The following is a 17146-nucleotide window of genomic DNA, read 5'->3' as shown; positions in this document are numbered from 1 at the left end:
GACGCGCCGGCCGAGGGCGCGTACGGCAGGGACCTGCGGTTATGAAGCGTCCGACGACGGCGCATCGGCGTCGTCGGTGTCCGCACCTTCCGCAGGGTCCTGGCTATGGCGGCCGGTATCTTGCGGAACCCAGCCTTCCGGTTGGCCTTCCGCGGGGGCGTCGGTGTGGCGCCGGGTAGCGTCGTCGTGCTTGTCCGAAGTGTTCATGGCGGATACTCCCTGTCCTTGCTTGGACTGCTTCCGTGAGTGCCCCCAGTCTACGCCGCACTATGGCCGGTACCACGTCCGCTGTACGCGGAATAGTATCCACATAGGCCCCCACTGGGGCTTTGCAGGTCAGGGGTGTGGCATAGGCTGAATCCAGCAGTTCCCGTACCACGAACCAGCTGCCAAGGAGAGGTGAAGATGCCCAAGCGACCCAACCCGGCGGTGAAAATCGCCCAAGAGACAGCCCATAACGCCGTCTTCGATGAGCAAGGCAACACCAAGCCCGGCGTCCACAATGTCCTGCTGAAAGCAGTCGAAGTCCAGCGGCCCCTGGTCCTGGCCAACCTGCGTAGGCTGCAGCGCAGGTACCCCAACGACAACCCTGCACAGCTGGCCGCGAAACTTGAGCGCCACTACTTGCTTGCCATCTCCGGTGGCGGTGCAGCGGTAGGTGCCACCGCCGTCGTGCCTGGCATTGGAACCGCAGCCAGCCTTGGACTCTCAGCGCTTGCCACTGTGGGTTTCCTGGAGACAACGGCGTTGTATGCGTCGTCCCTGGCCGAGCTCCACGGCATCCGGCTGACGGATCCCGTGCGTGCGCAAACCATGGTCATGGCCATCATGTTGGGGGAGGAAGGCACGTCCATGCTCGGAGCTTTGAGCGGCCAGTCGCTCGGTCGCAGCAAGGGCGTGACCAACGCATGGGGCAAGACCCTCACCAAGAAGATTCCTGGCAGTGGCTTCGGGGTCATCCGTGACTCCATCCAACGGGCCTTCCTCAAGAACCTCGTGAAGCGCCAAGGAACCGCCTTCCTCGGCCGTGCCCTGCCGTTCGGCGTGGGTGCAGTGGTGGGTGGTGCGGGCAACCTCATGATGGGCCGCGCTGTGGTCTCCACTGCCAAGGAAGCTTTCGGGCCGCTGCCGGACACCATCCCGGGCGAACTGCTCCCCACTGCCACCAAAAACTCTGTCGCGGCTGAAGCGGCACCGGAAACCCTCACGCTGGAAGGCGGTAACAGTGGACCTGAACGCTGACCTCGGAGAATCTTTCGGCTCCTGGACCATGGGAGACGACGCCTCAATGTTCCGCATCGTCAGCAGCGCCAACGTGGCCTGTGGATTCCATGCCGGAGATCCTCTGACCATGTTGGACAGCTGCCGCGCCGCTTTTGAATTGGACGTCCGTGTAGGAGCCCATGTGGGCTACCGGGACCTGGCGGGCTTTGGACGACGTTCACTGGATATGACCTTCGACGAACTCTTCGGCGACGTTTTGTACCAGCTCGGCGCCCTGGACGGTATGGCCCACGCAGTGGGTGCATCGGTGGATTACGTGAAGCCGCATGGTGCGCTCTACAACCGGATCGTCAATGATGCCGAGCAGGCCGAGGCCGTGGTCGCCGCGGTCCACGCCTACGATCCCGGCCTGCCTGTGCTGGGATTGCCGGGCTCTGAGTGGCTGAAGCTCGCAGAGGAATCCGGGCACCCGGTATTCCGCGAAGCATTCGTTGACCGCGCCTACCTTCCGGATGGCACACTGGTTCCCCGTACCCAGGACGGTGCAGTGCTGCATGACCCGGCCGCCGTCGTGGCCCAGGCCGTCCGGCTGGCAACGCGCAAGGAAATCCTGGCCATCGACGGAACTGTTGTCCCCGTCGTGGCTGATTCCCTCTGCATCCACGGCGATACTCCGGGAGCGGTCGACATGGCCGCTGCGGTCCGGGAAGGGCTGGAGCAGGCCGGCGTGCAGATTGAGGCGTTTGCGTAGGACAGATTTTGGGTAGGACATGTCCTGCTGAATCTTGAGGAGGGTTTTGCCGATGGGCGCAGTGGTGGCGGCTCCCGGAATGTTGACCCTTGCCCTTGCACCCGATCACGCACTGGACCGGACGTCCCTGCAGTTGGCGAACGCCTTGCTGGGAAATCCGAAGCATGCAGCCGGGCTCGAGGTGCTTGTAGGCGGACTCAAGCTGAGGTTCGTGACCGGATCCGCGGTGGCAGTCACCGGCGCCGAGGGCGTGGTGACGCTCAACGGTTCAGAGTTTCCGCTGAATACGGCCGTCAGGGTAGCTCCTGGAGCAGTGTTGGCCTTCGGCCCGGCATTGTTCGGGATCCGATATTACGTGGCGCTTCAAGGCGGTGTGCAGGAATCCGGTGAGGTGCTGTCTGCCGGCGCGGCCGTGACGTTCGGAAAGCCGTACGGTCAGGCTCTCCCTGCAGGCAACAATCCTGTGGGCAACAATCCTGTGGGCAACGGCTCTGCCGTGCACCACTCTGCCGTCAGGCAACCTGGCGTCATCCACCCTGCCCGGCGGGCACTGGACCCGGAACGACCGGTTGTTGCCAGGATTTCACGCGTGCCGAAAGACCCCAAGGCCCAGGATGTCGACGCCGGAACGTGGCTTCGGTTGACCACGGAACCGTGGACCCTCTCGCAGGAATCGGACCGTGTGGGTGCACGGCTTCTTGGTCGGCCGCTTGAGGTGGGCCAAACGGCCCCAGCTGCCAAAGCCCAAGCAGCCGAGCCACAACCGTTGGCCTTGGGCTCAGTGGTGTTGCCGCCGTCGGGCCTTCCCGTCATTGCGTTGGCTGACCGTCCGGCAACGGCCAAATCCCCGGTGATTGCACTGGTGCGTGACGAAGACCTGGACTTGCTCGGCCAAGCAAGGCCAGGGCAGATGGTGCACTTGCTCGGCTGAGAAAACAGGGCAACATCTCAAGGAGCGCTGGATGATTTTGCTGCAAGGGCCGGCGTAGGATCAGGCCCTGAACTCAGCCCCGCCGTTTTTCGGCCAGACGCTGCACCTGCCACCCATGGACGTCGGCCAGCCACTCCAACGGAGCGGACGGGCCAACCCTCGGGTCCTCCGCCTCACGGTCATCTTGCAGCGCCTGAACGTAGGCGCGATCCAGAGCGATGCGTTCCCGCAACTGCCCAGCCAGGCCCACTGAACCGTGGCCCGGGACGACGGCAACAACATCGTCGGCCACGGAATCGAAGAGCCGCAGCGCTTCTAGATAGTCAGTGAGCGGATCCGCTGCTTCGAGGTCGAGGAACGGCATCAGGGTGTCGGACAGCATGTCGCCGGCTACCAGGACACCGGACCCTTCGATCAAGAGGGCCGCGTGGCCAGGGGCGTGGGCCTGATGCTCCAGGATGCGGACGGTGGGTCCGTCCCACGGGATCTGCACAGTACCGGCAGGCAGTCCGGAAATGAGGCCGAGCAACGCCATCGGGATCTCATCGGCATGCTCCGGAGGCAGCCCTTCTGCTACCTGTTCCTTCCAGTCGGCAGCGGCCAGGACCGTCTGGATGGAGGCCGCGCAGCGCGCCGTGCCGTAGCGGGGCGGGTTGCCGAAGTCAGGGTGCCAGAGCACATGGTCCCAATCGGGGTGCGTGGAGAAACCGGCCACGACGGGCTGGCCCAACTCGCGGAGGTCGTCCGCGATGGTGGCCATTTCGTTGACTGTAATACCGGGGTCGATCAGCAGGACACCGTCCCGGCCTTGCACCACCGTGCAATTGCTCTGGATGAATTCGCTCTCGTGAACCAGAACGCCCTCAGCGACGTGCTTCAGCATGGAAGCGCCTCAGCCCTGGAGCTTCTGCGCCAGCATGACCAGGATCCCGCTGGGCCCGCGGAGGTAGGTGAGCTTGTAAACGCCCTGGTAGTTTGCCACACCACGCAATGGGTAGCATCCGTGCTTGGCGGCGATCTCCAGGGCTTGATCGATGTCGTCCACCGAGAAAGCAACCCGGTGCATGCCGATCTCGTTGGGGAGGGTGGGATTGGTCTCGATCGCATCAGGGTGGATGTACTCGAAAAGCTCCAGCTGGCCGTTGCCATCCGGCGTTTGGAGCACCGCAATCTTTGCGTGGTTGCCGTCCAGCCCTACTGCCGTATCGGCCCAGTCACCGCTGACCGTGTCACGGCCCAGCACGGTGAGGCCGAGATCCGTGAAAAAGGCGATGGTCTCTTCGAGATTCCGGACCGCAATACCAACGTTTTCAAGTTTGATGGGCATGCGTTGAAGGTACCAAGGCGCAAGGGATAGCTCCAGAGAGGCAGTTATGCCTGGCCGCCCGCTTGTCTCTTAGCCGAACAGCAGGTGCGCCACCGTGAAGATCGCCAGCCCGGCCAGCGCTCCCACCACTGTGCCGTTGATGCGGATGTATTGCAGGTCCTTGCCCACCTGCAGTTCGATCTTCTGGGACGTCTCTTGGGCATCCCAACGCGCCACGGTGTCAGAGATGACGCCTGCGATGTCGGAGCGGTAGGTATTCACCAGATACCCGGCCGCGTCTCCGATCCAGGCGTTGACCTTGCCGGCCAGTTCGTCGTCGTTGACCAGCCGTGTACCGAAGTCACGGACGGCGCCCTTGAAGCGCTGGCTCAGTTCGCTGTCGGGATCGTCGACGGCGTTGAGCAGCGCAGTCTTCACGGTTCCCCAGGTGCGGGACGCCAGTTCGCGGACCTCGGGGTCGCCCAGGATCTGGGCTTTGATGGATTCCGCTCGCTCGATCATGGCGGGATCATGCTGCAGGTCCTGGGCCAGGTCGGTGAGGTAGGCGTCGATCGACTGGCGCACTTGGTGGTTCTGGTCGGCCTGAACTGCGCGGACAAATTTGGAGAGCTCCACATAAACCCTGTCGCCCACCAGGCCGTCCACGAACGTCGGCACCCACAAGGGGGAACGGTCCGAGACGAGCCTGTTCACCGTTGCATGGTTGGCCTCCACCCAGTCGGCGGCACGATCAACCAACAGGTCAACCAGCGTGTGGTGGTGCCCGTCGGCGAATATCCGTTCGGCCATCCGGCCCACGGGTGGTCCCCATGGCGGGGTCAGCAAATGCTTGCGGACCATGCCCTCGATGACAGCCTGTACGTCGTCGTCGTTCAGGACGGTGAACGCGCCACGGATGATCGCGCCACCTTCCTTGGCCACCCGTTCAGCTCCCCCTGGCGCGGACAACCAGGTGCCCGCCTTTCGGGCAATGTCGATGCTGGACAGCTTGTCTTGCACCACTTCCTGGGAGAGGAAGTTGCTCTCCACGAAGTCACTGAGCGATTCGCCGATCTGGTCCTTCCGGCGCGGAATGATGGCCGTGTGGGGGATCTTCAGGCCCATGGGGTACTTGAACAGCGCAGTGACAGCGAACCAGTCGGCCAGGGCACCCACCATGCCGCCCTCGGCCGCCGCCCGAACATATTCCAGCCACGGATACTGCTTCTGGAACGCGAACGCCACGGTGAAGATCACCGCCATGGCGATCAGCAGTGCCAAGGCCAACCGTTTCATGCGAAGCAGCGCGGCGGCTTTTTCCATGTCACCTGTTGAGAGCCCGACGACGGCGGACCGCCGTGCGCGCGGGGAACCTGCACGTCCGGAACCTGCGCTTCGGGAATCTGGGGAACCCGGCTGTTGGGGCAGCGGATTGGGGTTGGTGGCGTCTTCAGTTGGGATTTGTTCAGAGTTCACCTGCATGAGCCCAGCGTAGCGCCGTAGATGCATGGACGTGGGCTACCGTGTCTGCATGACTAGCGACGACTACGCCCCAGGCCGCCCCAAGGTCTACGCCCATCGCGGTGCGAGTGCAGCCTACGCCGAGCACACCAGGGCTGCTTATCTGCAAGCCATCGCAGATGGCGCCGACGGTGTGGAGTGCGATGTCCACCTGACCCGGGACCAACATGTGGTGTTGCTGCATGACGCCAACCTGGACCGTACGTCCACGGGGACGGGCCCGGTGGCCGAGCACACCTTGGAGGAACTCCGGGCTTTGGATTTCTCGTCCTGGAAGGGCGCGCGAATTCCCGACGCCTATGGGGGAGTGGCGGATCAGTTCCTGACCCTGCCGGAATTGCTGGACATCCTGCGTGGGGCCGGACGGGAGATCGGCTTGGCGATCGAGCTCAAGCATCCCAGTCCTTACCGGCTCAAGCTGGAGGATACGGTGTTGGCCTTGTTGGAAGAAGAAGGCTGGACGCCGGAGGAATCCCGTGTGGACAACATCCGGATCTCCTTTATGAGCTTTGATACCGATTCCGTCCAACGCCTGCTGCAGAGCGTGCCCAAAGAGCACGTGTGCCAGCTGGTGGACGACTTCACGGTGAAGGAGCTCCGTGAGGAACTCGGGCTGGGCTTCCTGACCGGTGGTGCAGTTGCCAACGTCATGCGCGCCACGCAGCTGGAGGCTGAACGGGTCCTGGACGACGGCGAAGCAGTGATTGCCGGTCCCGGTATTGATTATGTGCGGGAGCACGCACGGAACGTTCAGCGGTGGTTGGAGGCCGGCCGTATATTCCGTGTGTGGACTGTAGATTCGGAGAAGGATGTGGCCATGTGCCAAGGCCTCGGCATCCATGAGATCACCACCAACAAACCGGCGCAGGTACTGAAGCAGTTGATGGTGTCAAGCTGACTTTGGGTGCCACCTGGCTTGTGATTGAGTGGTCTCATGTCATTTCGCTGGTCAGCACAAGCAACCCGAACCACGTCCGCAGTAGCTTTGAGTGCACTGCTCATGGCCAGCGCTGCGAAGCACCTCCGCACGCCTAAGTTCTATTACCCCGTGGTTCCGGACTACCTGTGCCGCAATGACGAGCCGGAAAGCCGCCCCAATGGACCCCTGGCAGTGATGTCCCGCGAGGAATGGGTTGCGTCCTCCGGCCTGATCGAGGCCGCGGCCGCCGTCGGGCTCCTGATCCCTGCCACGCGGAAGGTTGCCGCGGACGCCACCACGGCGATGTTCACTGCATTCCTTGCCGGGCATATTGATGCGCTTCGTCGCGCCTACGGCCCCCAAGGCACGCCGGCCGAACGACGCATCCACACGGTCCGCTTGCCGCTGCAGATTCCCCTGATCTTGTGGTCTTGGAGCCTGCGGAAATGAGCAACAGGGCCACCCCCGTCAGGCTGAGGGAGTCACCTGCCTTCAAAGTGGCAGTGTCCTTGAGTATTGCCACGGGACTCTATGGCGTGTCTTTCGGAGCGCTGTCCGTAGCTTCGGGGTTCGACTTTTGGCAGACCATGGTGTTGAGCCTGTTGCTGTTCAGCGGCGGCTCGCAGTTTGCCTTCATTGGTGTGGTGGCAGGTGGCGGTTCCGGCGTGGCGGCCATGACGGCCAGCGCCCTTCTGGGTCTCCGCAACGGCATCTACGGCATGCAAATCAACGCCATGCTCCGTCCCGGCGGGTGGAAGCGTTACGTTTCCGCGCACGTCACCATCGACGAATCAACTGCGACGGCGTCCGGCCAGTCTGATCCCGACGAGCAACGCCGCGGTTTCTGGACTGCCGGAATCGGTATATTCATTCTTTGGAATATCTTTACCGCCATCGGAGCTTTGGCCGGTGACGCCATGGGCGATCCCAAGCAGTGGGGTTTGGACGGGGCTGCCGTGGCCGCCTTCCTGGCCTTGCTGTGGCCGCGGTTGAAGGGCCGCGAACCCTGGGCCATCGCCGCTGCATGTGCTCTGGCAACCATTTTGGCCGTGCCCTTCGTTCCCTCGGGCGTTCCCATCCTGGTGGCCGCGGTAGTGGCGGGCGTTATCGGCTGGTTCAGCCACGGCCGCCTGGATGAAGGGCTGGAACCAGACCTGGATCCCTATGCAGAGAAGCACCGGCACGGGCAGGGGGAGAGCAAATGAGCCTTTGGCTGTGGATCCTGATTGCCTGTGTGTTGGCATACCTCACCAAATTGGTGGGCTACTTTGTGCCGGCCAAGCTGCTGGAGAGTCCTCGCATCATGCATGTGGCCGGCACCATGACCATCGGGTTGTTGGCCTCCCTCACGGTGGTGAACGCCGTTGCTTCGGGCCAAGGCATTGTCCTTGATGCCCGCATCGGCGCCTTGGCGGCCGCCGCCGTCGCGCTGTGGCTCCGGGCACCGTTCCTGGTGGTGGTGATTTCAGGCGCTGCCGCGGCCGCCCTCCTCAGGCTGCTCGGCTGGGGCTAGGCTGCTCGGCTGGGGCTAGGCTGCTGCCGGGTTAGCGGTACTGCTGGCCATCGGGGTTTTGGGATGGCGGCTGCTGTCCTGGGATCTGTTGTCCGGGGAACTGCTGCGCCGGGGGCTGCTCTCCATAGCCCTGCGGATACGCGGGCGCATACCCCTGCGGGTAGGGCACGAACTGCCGTCCGGCAGCCGGTCCCAAGTAGGGTGCCGAGCCATAGGACAGCATGGGCACGAACACCACGGGCAGCAGGACCAATCCCACGGTGTAACCGGCGTCCTTGCCGAAGGACTTGGAGAGATCGTGAAGTGCCACGATGCTGAAGTAGATTCCCGCGAACGGGATGAAGGACAACAGGAGCCAGTACCACGGGCGCCCGGCGATCTCCATGACCTTGATGCTGTTGTAGATCGGGACAAAGGCGGCCCACGCCGGACGGCCGGCTTTGGTGAATATTCCCATGTAGAGCACGCCGACGATCGCAAAGACCACGGCAAAGTAGATGACCATCAGCAGCATGACCAAGCCGGCCGCAGCAGCAGACTCGGAACCACTGGATGAGTATGAGCTCAAGGGAATATTCATACGCCTGAGCCTACTGCCCGCAAAGCCTTCGTCGCGATGGGCAGGAGTCACCATGCAGGCGGAAAGAGACGCGGCTAGGGAGCCTCGGTCAGCGTCACGCCTGGGATGCCGGACTGCTCGGGAAGGGGCCGGGACGGGCGCTCGGTCCGGATGGCATCCTCGATCAAGGCCACAGGACGCTTCCATGCCTGGGAACCAGGTTCCATGGTGTCCACGGCGCCGATCAGCATGGCCACCAGCCGGACCATGTCCTCAATGGTGATATCCCGCCGCAAGGAACCTTGGCCCTGGCCGCGCTCCAACAGGGTGGCCATGGAGCCGATGATGCCGCGGGTGATGCCGATCAGGAGTCCGCGGCGGCCGGCGACGGCGTCAAGAAGGTTCGCGTCTTCGCTGGCAACCTGCATCACGGCGTCGATGACGTTGATGAGTCCTTCGGCTGCATCCATGCCGTCGAGCGCGGCCTTGGCGACTGGGTCCACATGCTGGCGCAGTTGGCGTGACAACGCTGCGAGGACCAGCTGCTCTTTGTCCGAGAAGTTGCGGAACAGCGTTGCGGGGCCAACTCCGGCTGTGGCGGCAATGGTCTGCAGCGGCACTTCGGGGCCGTGTTCCCGGAAGCATTGCCGCGCAGCGGTGATGATCTTGTCCACATTGCGTGCGGCGTCTGCCCTGAGGGGCTTGCGTTCAGAGGGCTGTTCCATGCTTGTCAGGGTAGCAACGGAGCGTCGAAGGCCTCTTGTTACGCGGGAGTAGGCCGTTATATGACAAACCAGTACGTGAAACACTGGATTTTATGTTGCTTGCCTTCTCAGTCGCCCCTTCGGGCCAGCCCGCATCCGCCGCCAACGGCGGACCCACCCCCGACGCTTCGGTCCACGACGCCGTCGCTGCCGCCGTCAAGATTGTCCGCGAGTCCGGACTGCCCAACCAGACCGACTCCATGTTCACCACGATCGAAGGCGAATGGGACGAGGTGTTCGACGTCGTCAAGCGCGCCACCGAAGCTGTGGGCCGCTACGGCAGCCGTGTCTCCCTGGTGATCAAGGCTGACATCCGGCCCGGGTACAGCGGCGAACTGACCGGCAAGGTGGAGCGGCTCGAAGAGGCGATCGCCGGTTCGGAAGAGGAAAACATCTAGTTCGCCGTGAACATCGCATGATGCCGTGTCAGGCGCCACGGCATCATGCGGGGACGGGTTTCAACTGGTTTTGATTGTTCCGCCGTCGATGACCAGGTCCGCGCCAGTGATGCTGTTCGCAATTGGCGAGGCCAGAAACGTGATGAACGCCGCCACGTCTTCCGGTTCCGCAATGCGCCCGGAGGCAACGCCGAACGTCGCTGGCATTGCTTCGAGGAATTCTTCGTGGGTTGCCCCGTACATCTCGGCGACCCTTGCTCCGAAGCCATCGGAATCACGCCAAAGCCCAGTGCCCACGGGCCCGGGCGAGACTGTGTTCACCCGTACCCCCTGCGGTCCGAATTCTTCGCTGAGCCGTTTGCTGAAGGCTGTCAGGGCGGCCTTGGCCTCGCTGTATCCGACCGGGCCGGTGGAAGGGATGCGCGCATTGATTGACGAGACGTTGACGATGACGCCTTGGTGTTCCACGATGCTTGGCAGGGCAGCGCGTGAGGTCCGTACCGCGCTGAGCAGGTTGAGGTCCAGCAGTCTCTGCCACTGATCCTCGTCGGCATCGAGGAATCCGCCCAGCTTCAAGCTGTTGGCGTCCCCGGCGCCCACGTTGTTGACCAGGATGTCCACTCGGCCCTCTTTGGCCAAGGCCGCATCGATCAACTCCTGCGCTCCGGTCCTCGTGGACAGGTCGACAGAAACGCCAAGGCTGCACACTTCCCGAAGTTCGGGGCTGATGGTGCGGGCCGCCCCGACTACCCGAACGCCCTCCGATGCCAATGCCCGTGACGTGGCTAGCCCGATGCCACGACTCGCGCCAGTGACAACAGCAACTTTCCCGTTGAGTGAGTAATCCATGCACCTATCCTTTTCTGGAACAGTTGGTCAAAAATTAGGGTACTAATCTCCCGGGCTGCTTTCCGGTGAGAACTAAAGAACTGCCAGGGCGGTGTCGATGACGCGATGGAGAGTCGGTGCGTCGTACGTCATCGCCATCACTCGAAGGCCGGCCAGGGTTGTGGCCAGATGCTCGGCCAAGGCCTGCGCGTCGCGGTCGGGGGAAATGTCTCCCTTGAGCTGGCCGCTTTGGATTCGAGCAGCAAACCATCCGGTCGATTCGTCCTGCATCAGCCGGAGCTTGCCTGCCAGTGCCGGATCCTGCCCGGCGAGCTCTACCGCAGTATTGCCGATCAAGCACCCCCGGGGATGGGCCTGCTCCAAGTCGTTGTCAACGATCGTGCGAAGGGCCGCGCGAAGACACTCCTTGGTGGTTCCGGGGTGCTCCAGTAACTCCTGGGCCATGTGCATCATCTGGTCCTGGTACAGGTTGAGGCAGCGGTCAAAGAGGTCCCGCTTGCTCGTGAAAGCGTTGTAGAGGCTCCCCTTGGCGATGCCGGTGGCTTCGGCGAGTCTTGCGGGCGAAGTTGCCGCATAGCCGTGGGTCCAAAACGCGTCCATGGCGTCGGAGATGACTTTTTCGTCGTCGAAGCTTCTTGGCCGGCCCATGCCCGCAGCCTAGGCCCTTTTTGACCATCAGGTCAAAAAGGGTTTTCTGCCGAAGCCACCAGTGCAAGACTGGGGGCCATGATTGAACACGTGACAGAGCCCGGTTGGGTTGACGTCGAGCGTTACCTGACCGACGTCGTCGTGCGTCCCGAACCTGCCCACCGGCGTGCGCTGACATCGGCCGTCGAAGCCGGCATGCCTGCGATTGAGGTTGCCCCCAACGCAGGCAAGCTGCTCCGGATGCTGGTGCAGATGTCCGGGGCCAGGCGGGCCCTGGAGATCGGGACCTTGGCCGGTTTCAGCACCATTTGGATGGCGCAGGGATTGCCCGACGACGGCCGGGTGGTCACCTGCGAATTCCTGCAGAAGCACGCGGACGTAGCGCGCGCCAATGTGGATGCTGCCGGTGTAGGACACAAGGTGGACATCCGCGTCGGTGCGGCACTGGATACCCTTCCCACGCTGGCGGGCCAGGAATCGTTCGACTTCGTCTTCATTGATGCGGACAAGGAGAACGACGCCAATTACCTGGACTGGGCCATCCGGCTTGGGCGCTCAGGCACGGTGATCGTGGTGGACAACGTGATCTGGGGCGGAGCAATCCTTGAGCCGGCCCGTGACGAGGCCAACGCGCCGGGCATTGTGAAAATGCTGGAAATGATGGGCCAGGATCACCGTTTGGACGCCACTGCCATCCAAACGGTGGGCAGCAAGGGCTGGGACGGTTTCGCGATCGCGAGGGTCAGGTAGCGCATGGATTTCACGCTTCGCCCCGCCACGGTGGATGACGCCGAGGCCATAGCCGTCATGCATGTGCAGTCGTGGCGCGAAAGCTATGGGCAGCTGCTCCCTCGGGAGTTCTTTGAAAAACAGCAAGCGGCGCTGCCCGACCGCATCCAGCGCTACCGGGATTACATCGCTGCGGGCCACACCAGGATGCTGGCCCACGATCCCGACGGTCTCCTGGTAGGCATCGGCGCCGCAGGCCCGGGCAGGGATGAGGACAGTCCCTGCGAGCGGGAGCTTTTCATGCTCTACACCTTGGAACGCATTCATGGGCGAGGAGTGGGCCAAGCATTGGTGGATGCCTTGATCGGCGACGGCCCCGCATACCTCTGGGTCCTGGATGACAATCCGCGCGCCCAGGCCTTCTATCGGCGAAATGGGTTTGTTCCGGACGGCAAGCGGCAGCTGTGTGATCCATCCTGGCACTCACTGCCGGAGCATCGGATGGTCCGTCCCGGGCTGCAGCAAGTTCCCGCCCACTGAACTGTTCCCACAGCTGACTCCTGTGGATATGGTGATCTCGGGCGGTGTCGACGAGGTCCGCCCGGTCCGATTCCCGGGAGGAAGCATGTCTATTCCAGAGCAGGATCCAAGCGAGCAGGAAGGCCCCGCGGACGGTGGCGCGGACGGCGTCCCCGGCATGCACGACGGCGGTGCTGACGGTGGTGCCGACGGCGGTGCGGATGGTGGGGCTGAAGGCCCCGCGGACGGTGGCGCTAACGGCGTCCCCGGTACCCATGATGGTGGCGCTGATGGCGGTGCCGATGGTGGCGCTGATGGCGGTGCCGACGGTGGTGCTGATGGTGGTGCTGATGGTGGTGCTGATGGTGGTGCTGATGGCGGCGCCGGACAACAAGGCAGCTGATTTTGAGCTCTACCAGCACTGATTTCCAGGACCCCGGCGCGGTAAGAGGCGGCGGGGTCCTGGAAACACGCTTGATCGACATCGGCCAGGACAAGTTCGCCAGTGACGTCTGGGGCCGGACAGCCTTGCTCACCCGTGGTGTCAGCGATTTCTCCGATGTGTTCTCCGGCAGCGCCGTTGATGAATTGATTTCACGCCGCGGGCTCCGGACACCTTTCCTGCGTGTCGCCAAGGGAGGATCCACCCTTCCTGAGTCCTCCTACACTTCTCCGGCAGGGGTCGGCGCCACCATCCCGGACCAACTCGATGACACTGCGTTGTGGCGCAAATTCGCTGACGGCGCCACCTTGGTCCTGCAGGCGCTGCACCGCACCTGGGAGCCAGTGTCGAGTTTCAGTTCGCAGTTGAGCACCGAACTGGGGCACCCTGTGCAGGCCAATGCCTACATCACGCCGCCCCAGAACCGTGGCTTCGATGACCACTACGACGTCCATGATGTCTTTGTACTGCAAATCGAGGGAACCAAGCGCTGGATCATCCATGAGCCGGTTCACGTGGACCCGTTGCGCAGCCAACCCTGGACCGACCGCCGGGACGCCGTTGCCCAGGCCGCCAAGGGCGAGGCTTACATTGACACTGTCCTGGAGCCGGGCGATGTCCTTTACCTTCCGCGTGGTTGGTTGCATGCCGCCCAGGCGCAGGGGGAAGTTTCCATCCATCTCACCTTGGGAGTCCATAGCTGGACCCGCCAAGCCTTGGCCGAACACTTGGCACAGGCAGCAGTTGCTGCGCTGTGCGAGGATCCCGGGATGCGCCGTTCCTTGCCGTTGGGTGTGGATGGACCTGAGGAGGAGATCGCCGCAGTCCGGGAGCGCCTCGCAGCCGCTGTCATGGAAGCGGAAACCACATCCCTTTTCCACCGCGCCCGAAGGGGACAAGGGCGTCCGGCTCCTCTGGGTCCGGTGGCCCAACGTGCGGCCCTTGACGGACTCAGGCCGGAGTCGGTGGTGCGGCTCAGGGACGCCTTGGAAGCACGGCTGGAGGGCTCACGCTTATCGACCCGCGTTGGGTGGCTCGATTTTCCCGAGGACAATATGCCCTCCGTGCGGCGTCTGCTGGAGGGCGGGGATCATCTGGTGGCTGATCTCGGGATTGAGCTGGTCGAAAGGCTCTTGCGCGCAGGAGTTCTCGTCCCCGTTGAACAGTGACTTTCCCGTGGCGGCAACGGGGCGTTTCTTCTGCGCGGAAAGCGCCAGGATACGCGGTGACTCGATGGCAGGCACGGCGTCACCTTCCTTGGTGTGGGTCCTTGTGGAGTACCCGGGTGGGTGGCCGCCCAACGGATTCGATGGCCTTGACCTGGAGCCCGGGACAAAGGCCCTGGTCAGTTCCGCCGCGCGGACTGCCCGTGCGCGGGTCCTCTTGGTGCGGCGGCCCGGCCCCCGGCGGCTAGGTGCCCGCCGGCGGCATGGTCCGGCCAAGTGGGCCGTACTTTGGCACGAAAGCTCCGGGGCTTATCGCCAATTGTGGGGAACGTGGGACCGGGATGAGGACCTGGCCGAGATTGCCTTGGCTTTGGCATCTCCCGGCGAGACCGGATTCCCGCCGACCATCCTGGTCTGTGCCCATGGGCAGCATGACACCTGCTGCGCCGTGCGGGGACGGCCGGTGGTGCGCGCGCTCACGGAGCGTTGGCCGGAGCTGGTGTGGGAATGTTCGCATGTTGGGGGTGACAGGTTCGCTGCCAATGCCGTCATTGCCCCGGACGGCGTGTACTACGGGGGGCTCGACGCCGGATCCTCCATCGCCACCATTGAGGAGCATTTATCCGGGCGGATCCATGCACGGTACCTGCGCGGGTATACGGATCTCCTGCCCCCGCAGCAAGCCGCTGTTGCGGCCGTCCTGGCGCAGTTCGGCCCTGCCGGCCGGCATGACTATGTGGTCACTGAGGCCCTGCGTGAGGGCGATTATTGGCGCATCCGGATCAGCGGTCGGCCGCCCCACCCGGCAAAGATCGAGGTGGAATTGCGGGCGAGCAGGGGCCCGGAGCGCCAGTTGACGTGCCGGGCAGTGACGCCGGGCTCGGTGATAGTCTACGAACCCACGTCGATCCGGCGAACGTGACGCCCACAAGCCGAGGACTTCGCTTAAGGCGTTTTGGGTGATTCGGGATCGTCGGGGGGATCCATATCCAGCGGAGGGTCCAGGAGGCCCGGAGGTTTGGGCACCCGGGCAAGCATGAGGCAGACGACGGTCAGCCACGCCACTGCCACCGTCAGCACCTCCGCCCACACAGTTTCTCCAAGATCCATGTAGAGATCATAGGACCCAATGGCCCTAAATCATAAGTATCCTTAGTGTCGGTGGACGGTGAGGGGGAATGTGTCGCTCCACTAGGCTTGGAGCATGACTCGGACGGGGCGGAAATAGTGGCGAAACGCGGTAAAAGGTCGACGACGGGAGTCGTCGAGGTGCCGTCCGGCGCCCGCCCTGATGGTCCAGTGGCGGGGATCTATTACATCGATACCGGCGACTGCGAACTCATCCCGGACCAGGACAACTCCAACGGCTGGTTGCTGAAGATCAACGGCGTCATGAGCTCGCACATCGACCTCGCGGACCCGCTGTTCCTGGATTTCGAATATATGCGGTGGATTGCCGCACTGGTTGAATCGCGCTGGCCCCGCGAACAGAAACCGAAGCTGCGTGCCCTGCATCTTGGCGGGGGAGCATGCTCCATGGCCCGCTACTTCCATGCGGCCTACCCCGAAGCCAGGCAGGTAGTGGTGGAGCTGGACGGCAAGCTTGCCGACTACGTCCGCGGTTGGTTCGACCTGCCCAAGGCGCCGCTGTTGAGGCTCCGCGTCGGTGAAGCCCGGCAGGTCACTGAATCCCTCACTCCCGATACCCGCGACCTCATCATCCGCGATGTCTTCGCCGGAGCCTTCACCCCAGGGGCCTTGACCACGCGCGAATTCACGGCGCACGCTGACGCGGTCCTGGCTCCGGACGGCCTGTACGTGGTCAACTCCGGGGACGCCCCCGACCTCAAGAACGCCCGCGCCGATGCCGCCACGATCGCTGACACGTTCGAGCACACCATGATCATCGCGGACCCCGCCATGCTCAAAGGACGCCGCTACGGCAACATGATCATGGCCGGCAGCCACGCACCTTTCGGTGATGACCCCACCTTGGCCCGCAAACTCCTGGGCGGGGGCGTCCCGGCGCACATCTGGGATGACGCGAAAGTGCGCGCGTTCGCGAAGGGAACCCCGGTGCGGCACGACCCCCGGGAGTGAGTTTTTGCACTACAAACTCCGGATCAATTCCGGCTGAGTGAGCTGTTCCAGGCCTCCCACAACGTGGCATACCTGCCGCCGGTGGCCAGCAGTTGCTCATGCGGGCCCGATTCGATGATCTGCCCGTGCTCCATCACCACCACGGTGTCTGCGGAGGCTGCCTGTGATAATCGGTGTGCGATCACCACGGACGTCCGGCCTGCCAGCGCGGCTTCGGCGGCCTCATCCAGCATGGTGGCCGAGCCTGTTCCCGCCTCGGCCGTGGCTTCATCGAGGACTGCGATAGGCGGATCCTTAAGCATCAGCCGGGCAAGAGCCAGTTGCTGTGCCTGCTCGGGGGTGAGCTGGTGCCCGCCGGCGCCTACGGGCGTCTCCAGTCCGTCGTCGAGCATGTCAGTCCAAGCAGCTCCAACGGCTTCCAGTGCGCGGCTAACTTCTGCCGCGGAAGCGTCCGGTTTGGCGAGCCTGAGGTCCTCGGCGAGCGTGCCGGAGAAGACGTGCACCTCCTGGCTGACCATCGCGATCCGCGAGTGCAGGTCCGCGGGGGCTGCGGCGGCGGAATCGAGTCCGCCCACCCAGGCCGTCCCGCTATGGGGGTGTTCCAAGCCCATGATGACCTTGGCCAGGGTGGTTTTTCCGGCACCCGAAGTGCCCACGATCGCGATCCGCTCGCCCGGACGGACGGTGAGCGAGACCCCGTTGAGGGCCGGTCGCTGGCCCGGGTAGGCAAAGGTGACGTTGTCCAGGACGATGCCGGCATCTGTAGCAGCTGACGTTGCCGTTGCGGGAGATGGGCCTGCGGTCATG

General features: G+C 63.7%; 24 protein-coding genes. 14 read left to right on the top strand and 10 right to left on the bottom strand.

The features are described from left to right. Positions 1-39: 39 nt before the first annotated feature. Positions 40-207, bottom strand: a complete 168-nt coding sequence (locus M1D51_RS20035; RefSeq protein ID WP_216659798.1) for a hypothetical protein — start codon at positions 205-207, stop codon at positions 40-42. 198 nt (positions 208-405) lie between these two features. Between M1D51_RS20035 and M1D51_RS20030 the strand changes: the two genes are divergently transcribed. The 3 genes from M1D51_RS20030 to M1D51_RS20020 are packed head-to-tail and all read left to right on the top strand — an operon-like array spanning position 406 to position 2906. Then, positions 406-1242, top strand: coding sequence for a hypothetical protein (locus tag M1D51_RS20030; protein ID WP_253951438.1), 837 nt, complete (start codon positions 406-408; stop codon positions 1240-1242). Beyond that, a complete protein-coding gene (locus M1D51_RS20025; protein WP_458107764.1) occupies positions 1226-1975 on the top strand; it encodes a LamB/YcsF family protein in 750 nt (249 codons plus the stop codon). The genes M1D51_RS20030 and M1D51_RS20025 overlap by 17 nt, the downstream gene beginning before the upstream one ends. Before the next feature lie 52 nt (positions 1976-2027). After that, complete coding sequence (locus M1D51_RS20020; protein ID WP_172323066.1) at positions 2028-2906, top strand: 5-oxoprolinase subunit C family protein; 879 nt, start codon at positions 2028-2030, stop codon at positions 2904-2906. Positions 2907-2979: 73 nt separating this feature from the next. On the opposite strand, the gene M1D51_RS20015 is transcribed toward M1D51_RS20020, so the two are convergent. The 3 genes from M1D51_RS20015 to M1D51_RS20005 form a co-directional block, all read right to left on the bottom strand. Continuing rightward, positions 2980-3789 (bottom strand): MBL fold metallo-hydrolase, encoded by an 810-nt coding sequence (locus tag M1D51_RS20015; protein WP_458107763.1) that lies wholly within the window; start codon positions 3787-3789, stop codon positions 2980-2982. 9 nt (positions 3790-3798) lie between these two features. Next, the gene (locus M1D51_RS20010; RefSeq protein WP_458107762.1) at positions 3799-4233 is read right to left on the bottom strand and encodes a VOC family protein; all 435 of its coding nucleotides are present in this window, start codon (positions 4231-4233) and stop codon (positions 3799-3801) included. A gap of 69 nt (positions 4234-4302) precedes the next feature. Next, the gene (locus M1D51_RS20005) at positions 4303-5694 is read right to left on the bottom strand and encodes a DUF445 domain-containing protein (RefSeq protein WP_458107761.1); all 1392 of its coding nucleotides are present in this window, start codon (positions 5692-5694) and stop codon (positions 4303-4305) included. A 49-nt stretch (positions 5695-5743) separates the two neighbouring features. Here M1D51_RS20005 and M1D51_RS20000 point away from each other — a divergent pair, with 49 nt between their 5' ends. The 4 genes from M1D51_RS20000 to M1D51_RS19985 are packed head-to-tail and all read left to right on the top strand — an operon-like array spanning position 5744 to position 8165. Next, the gene (locus M1D51_RS20000) at positions 5744-6631 is read left to right on the top strand and encodes a glycerophosphodiester phosphodiesterase (protein ID WP_458107760.1); all 888 of its coding nucleotides are present in this window, start codon (positions 5744-5746) and stop codon (positions 6629-6631) included. A 36-nt stretch (positions 6632-6667) separates the two neighbouring features. Next, complete coding sequence (locus M1D51_RS19995; RefSeq protein WP_458107759.1) at positions 6668-7102, top strand: DoxX family protein; 435 nt, start codon at positions 6668-6670, stop codon at positions 7100-7102. After that, entirely contained in the window at positions 7099-7857 is a 759-nt protein-coding gene (locus M1D51_RS19990; protein ID WP_458107758.1) for an AzlC family ABC transporter permease, read from the top strand. Before M1D51_RS19995 ends, M1D51_RS19990 begins: the two co-directional genes overlap by 4 nt. Next, entirely contained in the window at positions 7854-8165 is a 312-nt protein-coding gene (locus M1D51_RS19985; RefSeq protein WP_172323049.1) for an AzlD domain-containing protein, read from the top strand. Before M1D51_RS19990 ends, M1D51_RS19985 begins: the two co-directional genes overlap by 4 nt. Positions 8166-8196: 31 nt before the next feature. On the opposite strand, the gene M1D51_RS19980 is transcribed toward M1D51_RS19985, so the two are convergent. Together M1D51_RS19980 and M1D51_RS19975 are read right to left on the bottom strand one after the other, a co-directional pair. Beyond that, positions 8197-8745, bottom strand: coding sequence for a DUF5684 domain-containing protein (locus M1D51_RS19980; protein ID WP_458107757.1), 549 nt, complete (start codon positions 8743-8745; stop codon positions 8197-8199). A gap of 74 nt (positions 8746-8819) precedes the next feature. After that, entirely contained in the window at positions 8820-9449 is a 630-nt protein-coding gene (locus M1D51_RS19975; protein WP_172323048.1) for a TetR/AcrR family transcriptional regulator, read from the bottom strand. 92 nt (positions 9450-9541) lie between these two features. Between M1D51_RS19975 and M1D51_RS19970 the strand changes: the two genes are divergently transcribed. Further along, complete coding sequence (locus M1D51_RS19970) at positions 9542-9886, top strand: thiamine-binding protein (RefSeq protein WP_026542096.1); 345 nt, start codon at positions 9542-9544, stop codon at positions 9884-9886. Positions 9887-9946: 60 nt separating this feature from the next. Here M1D51_RS19970 and M1D51_RS19965 read toward each other — a convergent pair whose 3' ends face one another. Continuing rightward, a complete protein-coding gene (locus M1D51_RS19965; protein ID WP_458107756.1) occupies positions 9947-10735 on the bottom strand; it encodes an oxidoreductase in 789 nt (262 codons plus the stop codon). A 72-nt stretch (positions 10736-10807) separates the two neighbouring features. After that, a complete protein-coding gene (locus tag M1D51_RS19960) occupies positions 10808-11383 on the bottom strand; it encodes a TetR/AcrR family transcriptional regulator (RefSeq protein ID WP_458107755.1) in 576 nt (191 codons plus the stop codon). Positions 11384-11461: 78 nt separating this feature from the next. Here M1D51_RS19960 and M1D51_RS19955 point away from each other — a divergent pair, with 78 nt between their 5' ends. The 5 genes from M1D51_RS19955 (at position 11462) to M1D51_RS19935 (ending at position 15161) form a co-directional block, all read left to right on the top strand. Beyond that, positions 11462-12133 (top strand): O-methyltransferase, encoded by a 672-nt coding sequence (locus M1D51_RS19955; protein WP_458107754.1) that lies wholly within the window; start codon positions 11462-11464, stop codon positions 12131-12133. A 3-nt stretch (positions 12134-12136) separates the two neighbouring features. Continuing rightward, positions 12137-12652 (top strand): N-acetyltransferase family protein, encoded by a 516-nt coding sequence (locus M1D51_RS19950; RefSeq protein WP_458107753.1) that lies wholly within the window; start codon positions 12137-12139, stop codon positions 12650-12652. An 85-nt stretch (positions 12653-12737) separates the two neighbouring features. After that, positions 12738-13034, top strand: a complete 297-nt coding sequence (locus M1D51_RS19945) for a BatC protein (RefSeq protein WP_458107752.1) — start codon at positions 12738-12740, stop codon at positions 13032-13034. A 2-nt stretch (positions 13035-13036) separates the two neighbouring features. After that, positions 13037-14242 (top strand): cupin domain-containing protein, encoded by a 1206-nt coding sequence (locus M1D51_RS19940; RefSeq protein ID WP_458107751.1) that lies wholly within the window; start codon positions 13037-13039, stop codon positions 14240-14242. Positions 14243-14306: 64 nt separating this feature from the next. Beyond that, positions 14307-15161: a sucrase ferredoxin gene (locus M1D51_RS19935; protein ID WP_458109626.1), complete on the top strand. Its 855-nt coding sequence runs from the start codon at positions 14307-14309 to the stop codon at positions 15159-15161. A 23-nt stretch (positions 15162-15184) separates the two neighbouring features. Here the strand turns inward: M1D51_RS19935 and M1D51_RS19930 are convergent, their stop codons facing one another. Then, positions 15185-15349 carry a hypothetical protein gene (locus M1D51_RS19930; RefSeq protein WP_172326383.1) on the bottom strand — a complete coding sequence of 55 codons (165 nt, stop codon included), beginning with the start codon at positions 15347-15349 and terminating at the stop codon, positions 15185-15187. Between the two features lie 117 nt (positions 15350-15466). Here M1D51_RS19930 and M1D51_RS19925 point away from each other — a divergent pair, with 117 nt between their 5' ends. Next, the gene (locus tag M1D51_RS19925) at positions 15467-16339 is read left to right on the top strand and encodes a spermidine synthase (RefSeq protein ID WP_458107750.1); all 873 of its coding nucleotides are present in this window, start codon (positions 15467-15469) and stop codon (positions 16337-16339) included. Positions 16340-16362: 23 nt separating this feature from the next. Here the strand turns inward: M1D51_RS19925 and M1D51_RS19920 are convergent, their stop codons facing one another. Further along, on the bottom strand, positions 16363-17145 hold the full coding sequence (locus M1D51_RS19920) for an ABC transporter ATP-binding protein (protein ID WP_458107749.1): 783 nt from the start codon (positions 17143-17145) through the stop codon (positions 16363-16365). Position 17146 lies beyond the last annotated feature (1 nt).

It is taken from the genome of Arthrobacter sp. R3-55 (assembly GCF_054161505.1).
This window is presented reverse-complemented; position numbering and strand designations above follow the sequence as displayed.

What these genes read in the sequence shown, in the direction of transcription:
- M1D51_RS20035 (WP_216659798.1), bottom strand. Translation starts at nt 207, where the DNA reads ATGAACACTTCGGACAAGCACGACGACGCTACCCGGCGCCACACCGAC.
- M1D51_RS20030 (WP_253951438.1), top strand. Translation starts at nt 406, where the DNA reads ATGCCCAAGCGACCCAACCCGGCGGTGAAAATCGCCCAAGAGACAGCC.
- M1D51_RS20020 (WP_172323066.1), top strand. Translation starts at nt 2,028, where the DNA reads ATGGGCGCAGTGGTGGCGGCTCCCGGAATGTTGACCCTTGCCCTTGCA.
- M1D51_RS20015 (WP_458107763.1), bottom strand. Translation starts at nt 3,789, where the DNA reads ATGCTGAAGCACGTCGCTGAGGGCGTTCTGGTTCACGAGAGCGAATTC.
- M1D51_RS20010 (WP_458107762.1), bottom strand. Translation starts at nt 4,233, where the DNA reads ATGCCCATCAAACTTGAAAACGTTGGTATTGCGGTCCGGAATCTCGAA.
- M1D51_RS20005 (WP_458107761.1), bottom strand. Translation starts at nt 5,694, where the DNA reads ATGCAGGTGAACTCTGAACAAATCCCAACTGAAGACGCCACCAACCCC.
- M1D51_RS20000 (WP_458107760.1), top strand. Translation starts at nt 5,744, where the DNA reads ATGACTAGCGACGACTACGCCCCAGGCCGCCCCAAGGTCTACGCCCAT.
- M1D51_RS19995 (WP_458107759.1), top strand. Translation starts at nt 6,668, where the DNA reads ATGTCATTTCGCTGGTCAGCACAAGCAACCCGAACCACGTCCGCAGTA.
- M1D51_RS19990 (WP_458107758.1), top strand. Translation starts at nt 7,099, where the DNA reads ATGAGCAACAGGGCCACCCCCGTCAGGCTGAGGGAGTCACCTGCCTTC.
- M1D51_RS19985 (WP_172323049.1), top strand. Translation starts at nt 7,854, where the DNA reads ATGAGCCTTTGGCTGTGGATCCTGATTGCCTGTGTGTTGGCATACCTC.
- M1D51_RS19980 (WP_458107757.1), bottom strand. Translation starts at nt 8,745, where the DNA reads ATGAATATTCCCTTGAGCTCATACTCATCCAGTGGTTCCGAGTCTGCT.
- M1D51_RS19975 (WP_172323048.1), bottom strand. Translation starts at nt 9,449, where the DNA reads ATGGAACAGCCCTCTGAACGCAAGCCCCTCAGGGCAGACGCCGCACGC.
- M1D51_RS19970 (WP_026542096.1), top strand. Translation starts at nt 9,542, where the DNA reads ATGTTGCTTGCCTTCTCAGTCGCCCCTTCGGGCCAGCCCGCATCCGCC.
- M1D51_RS19965 (WP_458107756.1), bottom strand. Translation starts at nt 10,735, where the DNA reads ATGGATTACTCACTCAACGGGAAAGTTGCTGTTGTCACTGGCGCGAGT.
- M1D51_RS19960 (WP_458107755.1), bottom strand. Translation starts at nt 11,383, where the DNA reads ATGGGCCGGCCAAGAAGCTTCGACGACGAAAAAGTCATCTCCGACGCC.
- M1D51_RS19955 (WP_458107754.1), top strand. Translation starts at nt 11,462, where the DNA reads ATGATTGAACACGTGACAGAGCCCGGTTGGGTTGACGTCGAGCGTTAC.
- M1D51_RS19950 (WP_458107753.1), top strand. Translation starts at nt 12,137, where the DNA reads ATGGATTTCACGCTTCGCCCCGCCACGGTGGATGACGCCGAGGCCATA.
- M1D51_RS19945 (WP_458107752.1), top strand. Translation starts at nt 12,738, where the DNA reads ATGTCTATTCCAGAGCAGGATCCAAGCGAGCAGGAAGGCCCCGCGGAC.
- M1D51_RS19935 (WP_458109626.1), top strand. Translation starts at nt 14,307, where the DNA reads ATGGCAGGCACGGCGTCACCTTCCTTGGTGTGGGTCCTTGTGGAGTAC.
- M1D51_RS19930 (WP_172326383.1), bottom strand. Translation starts at nt 15,349, where the DNA reads ATGGATCTTGGAGAAACTGTGTGGGCGGAGGTGCTGACGGTGGCAGTG.
- M1D51_RS19920 (WP_458107749.1), bottom strand. Translation starts at nt 17,145, where the DNA reads ATGACCGCAGGCCCATCTCCCGCAACGGCAACGTCAGCTGCTACAGAT.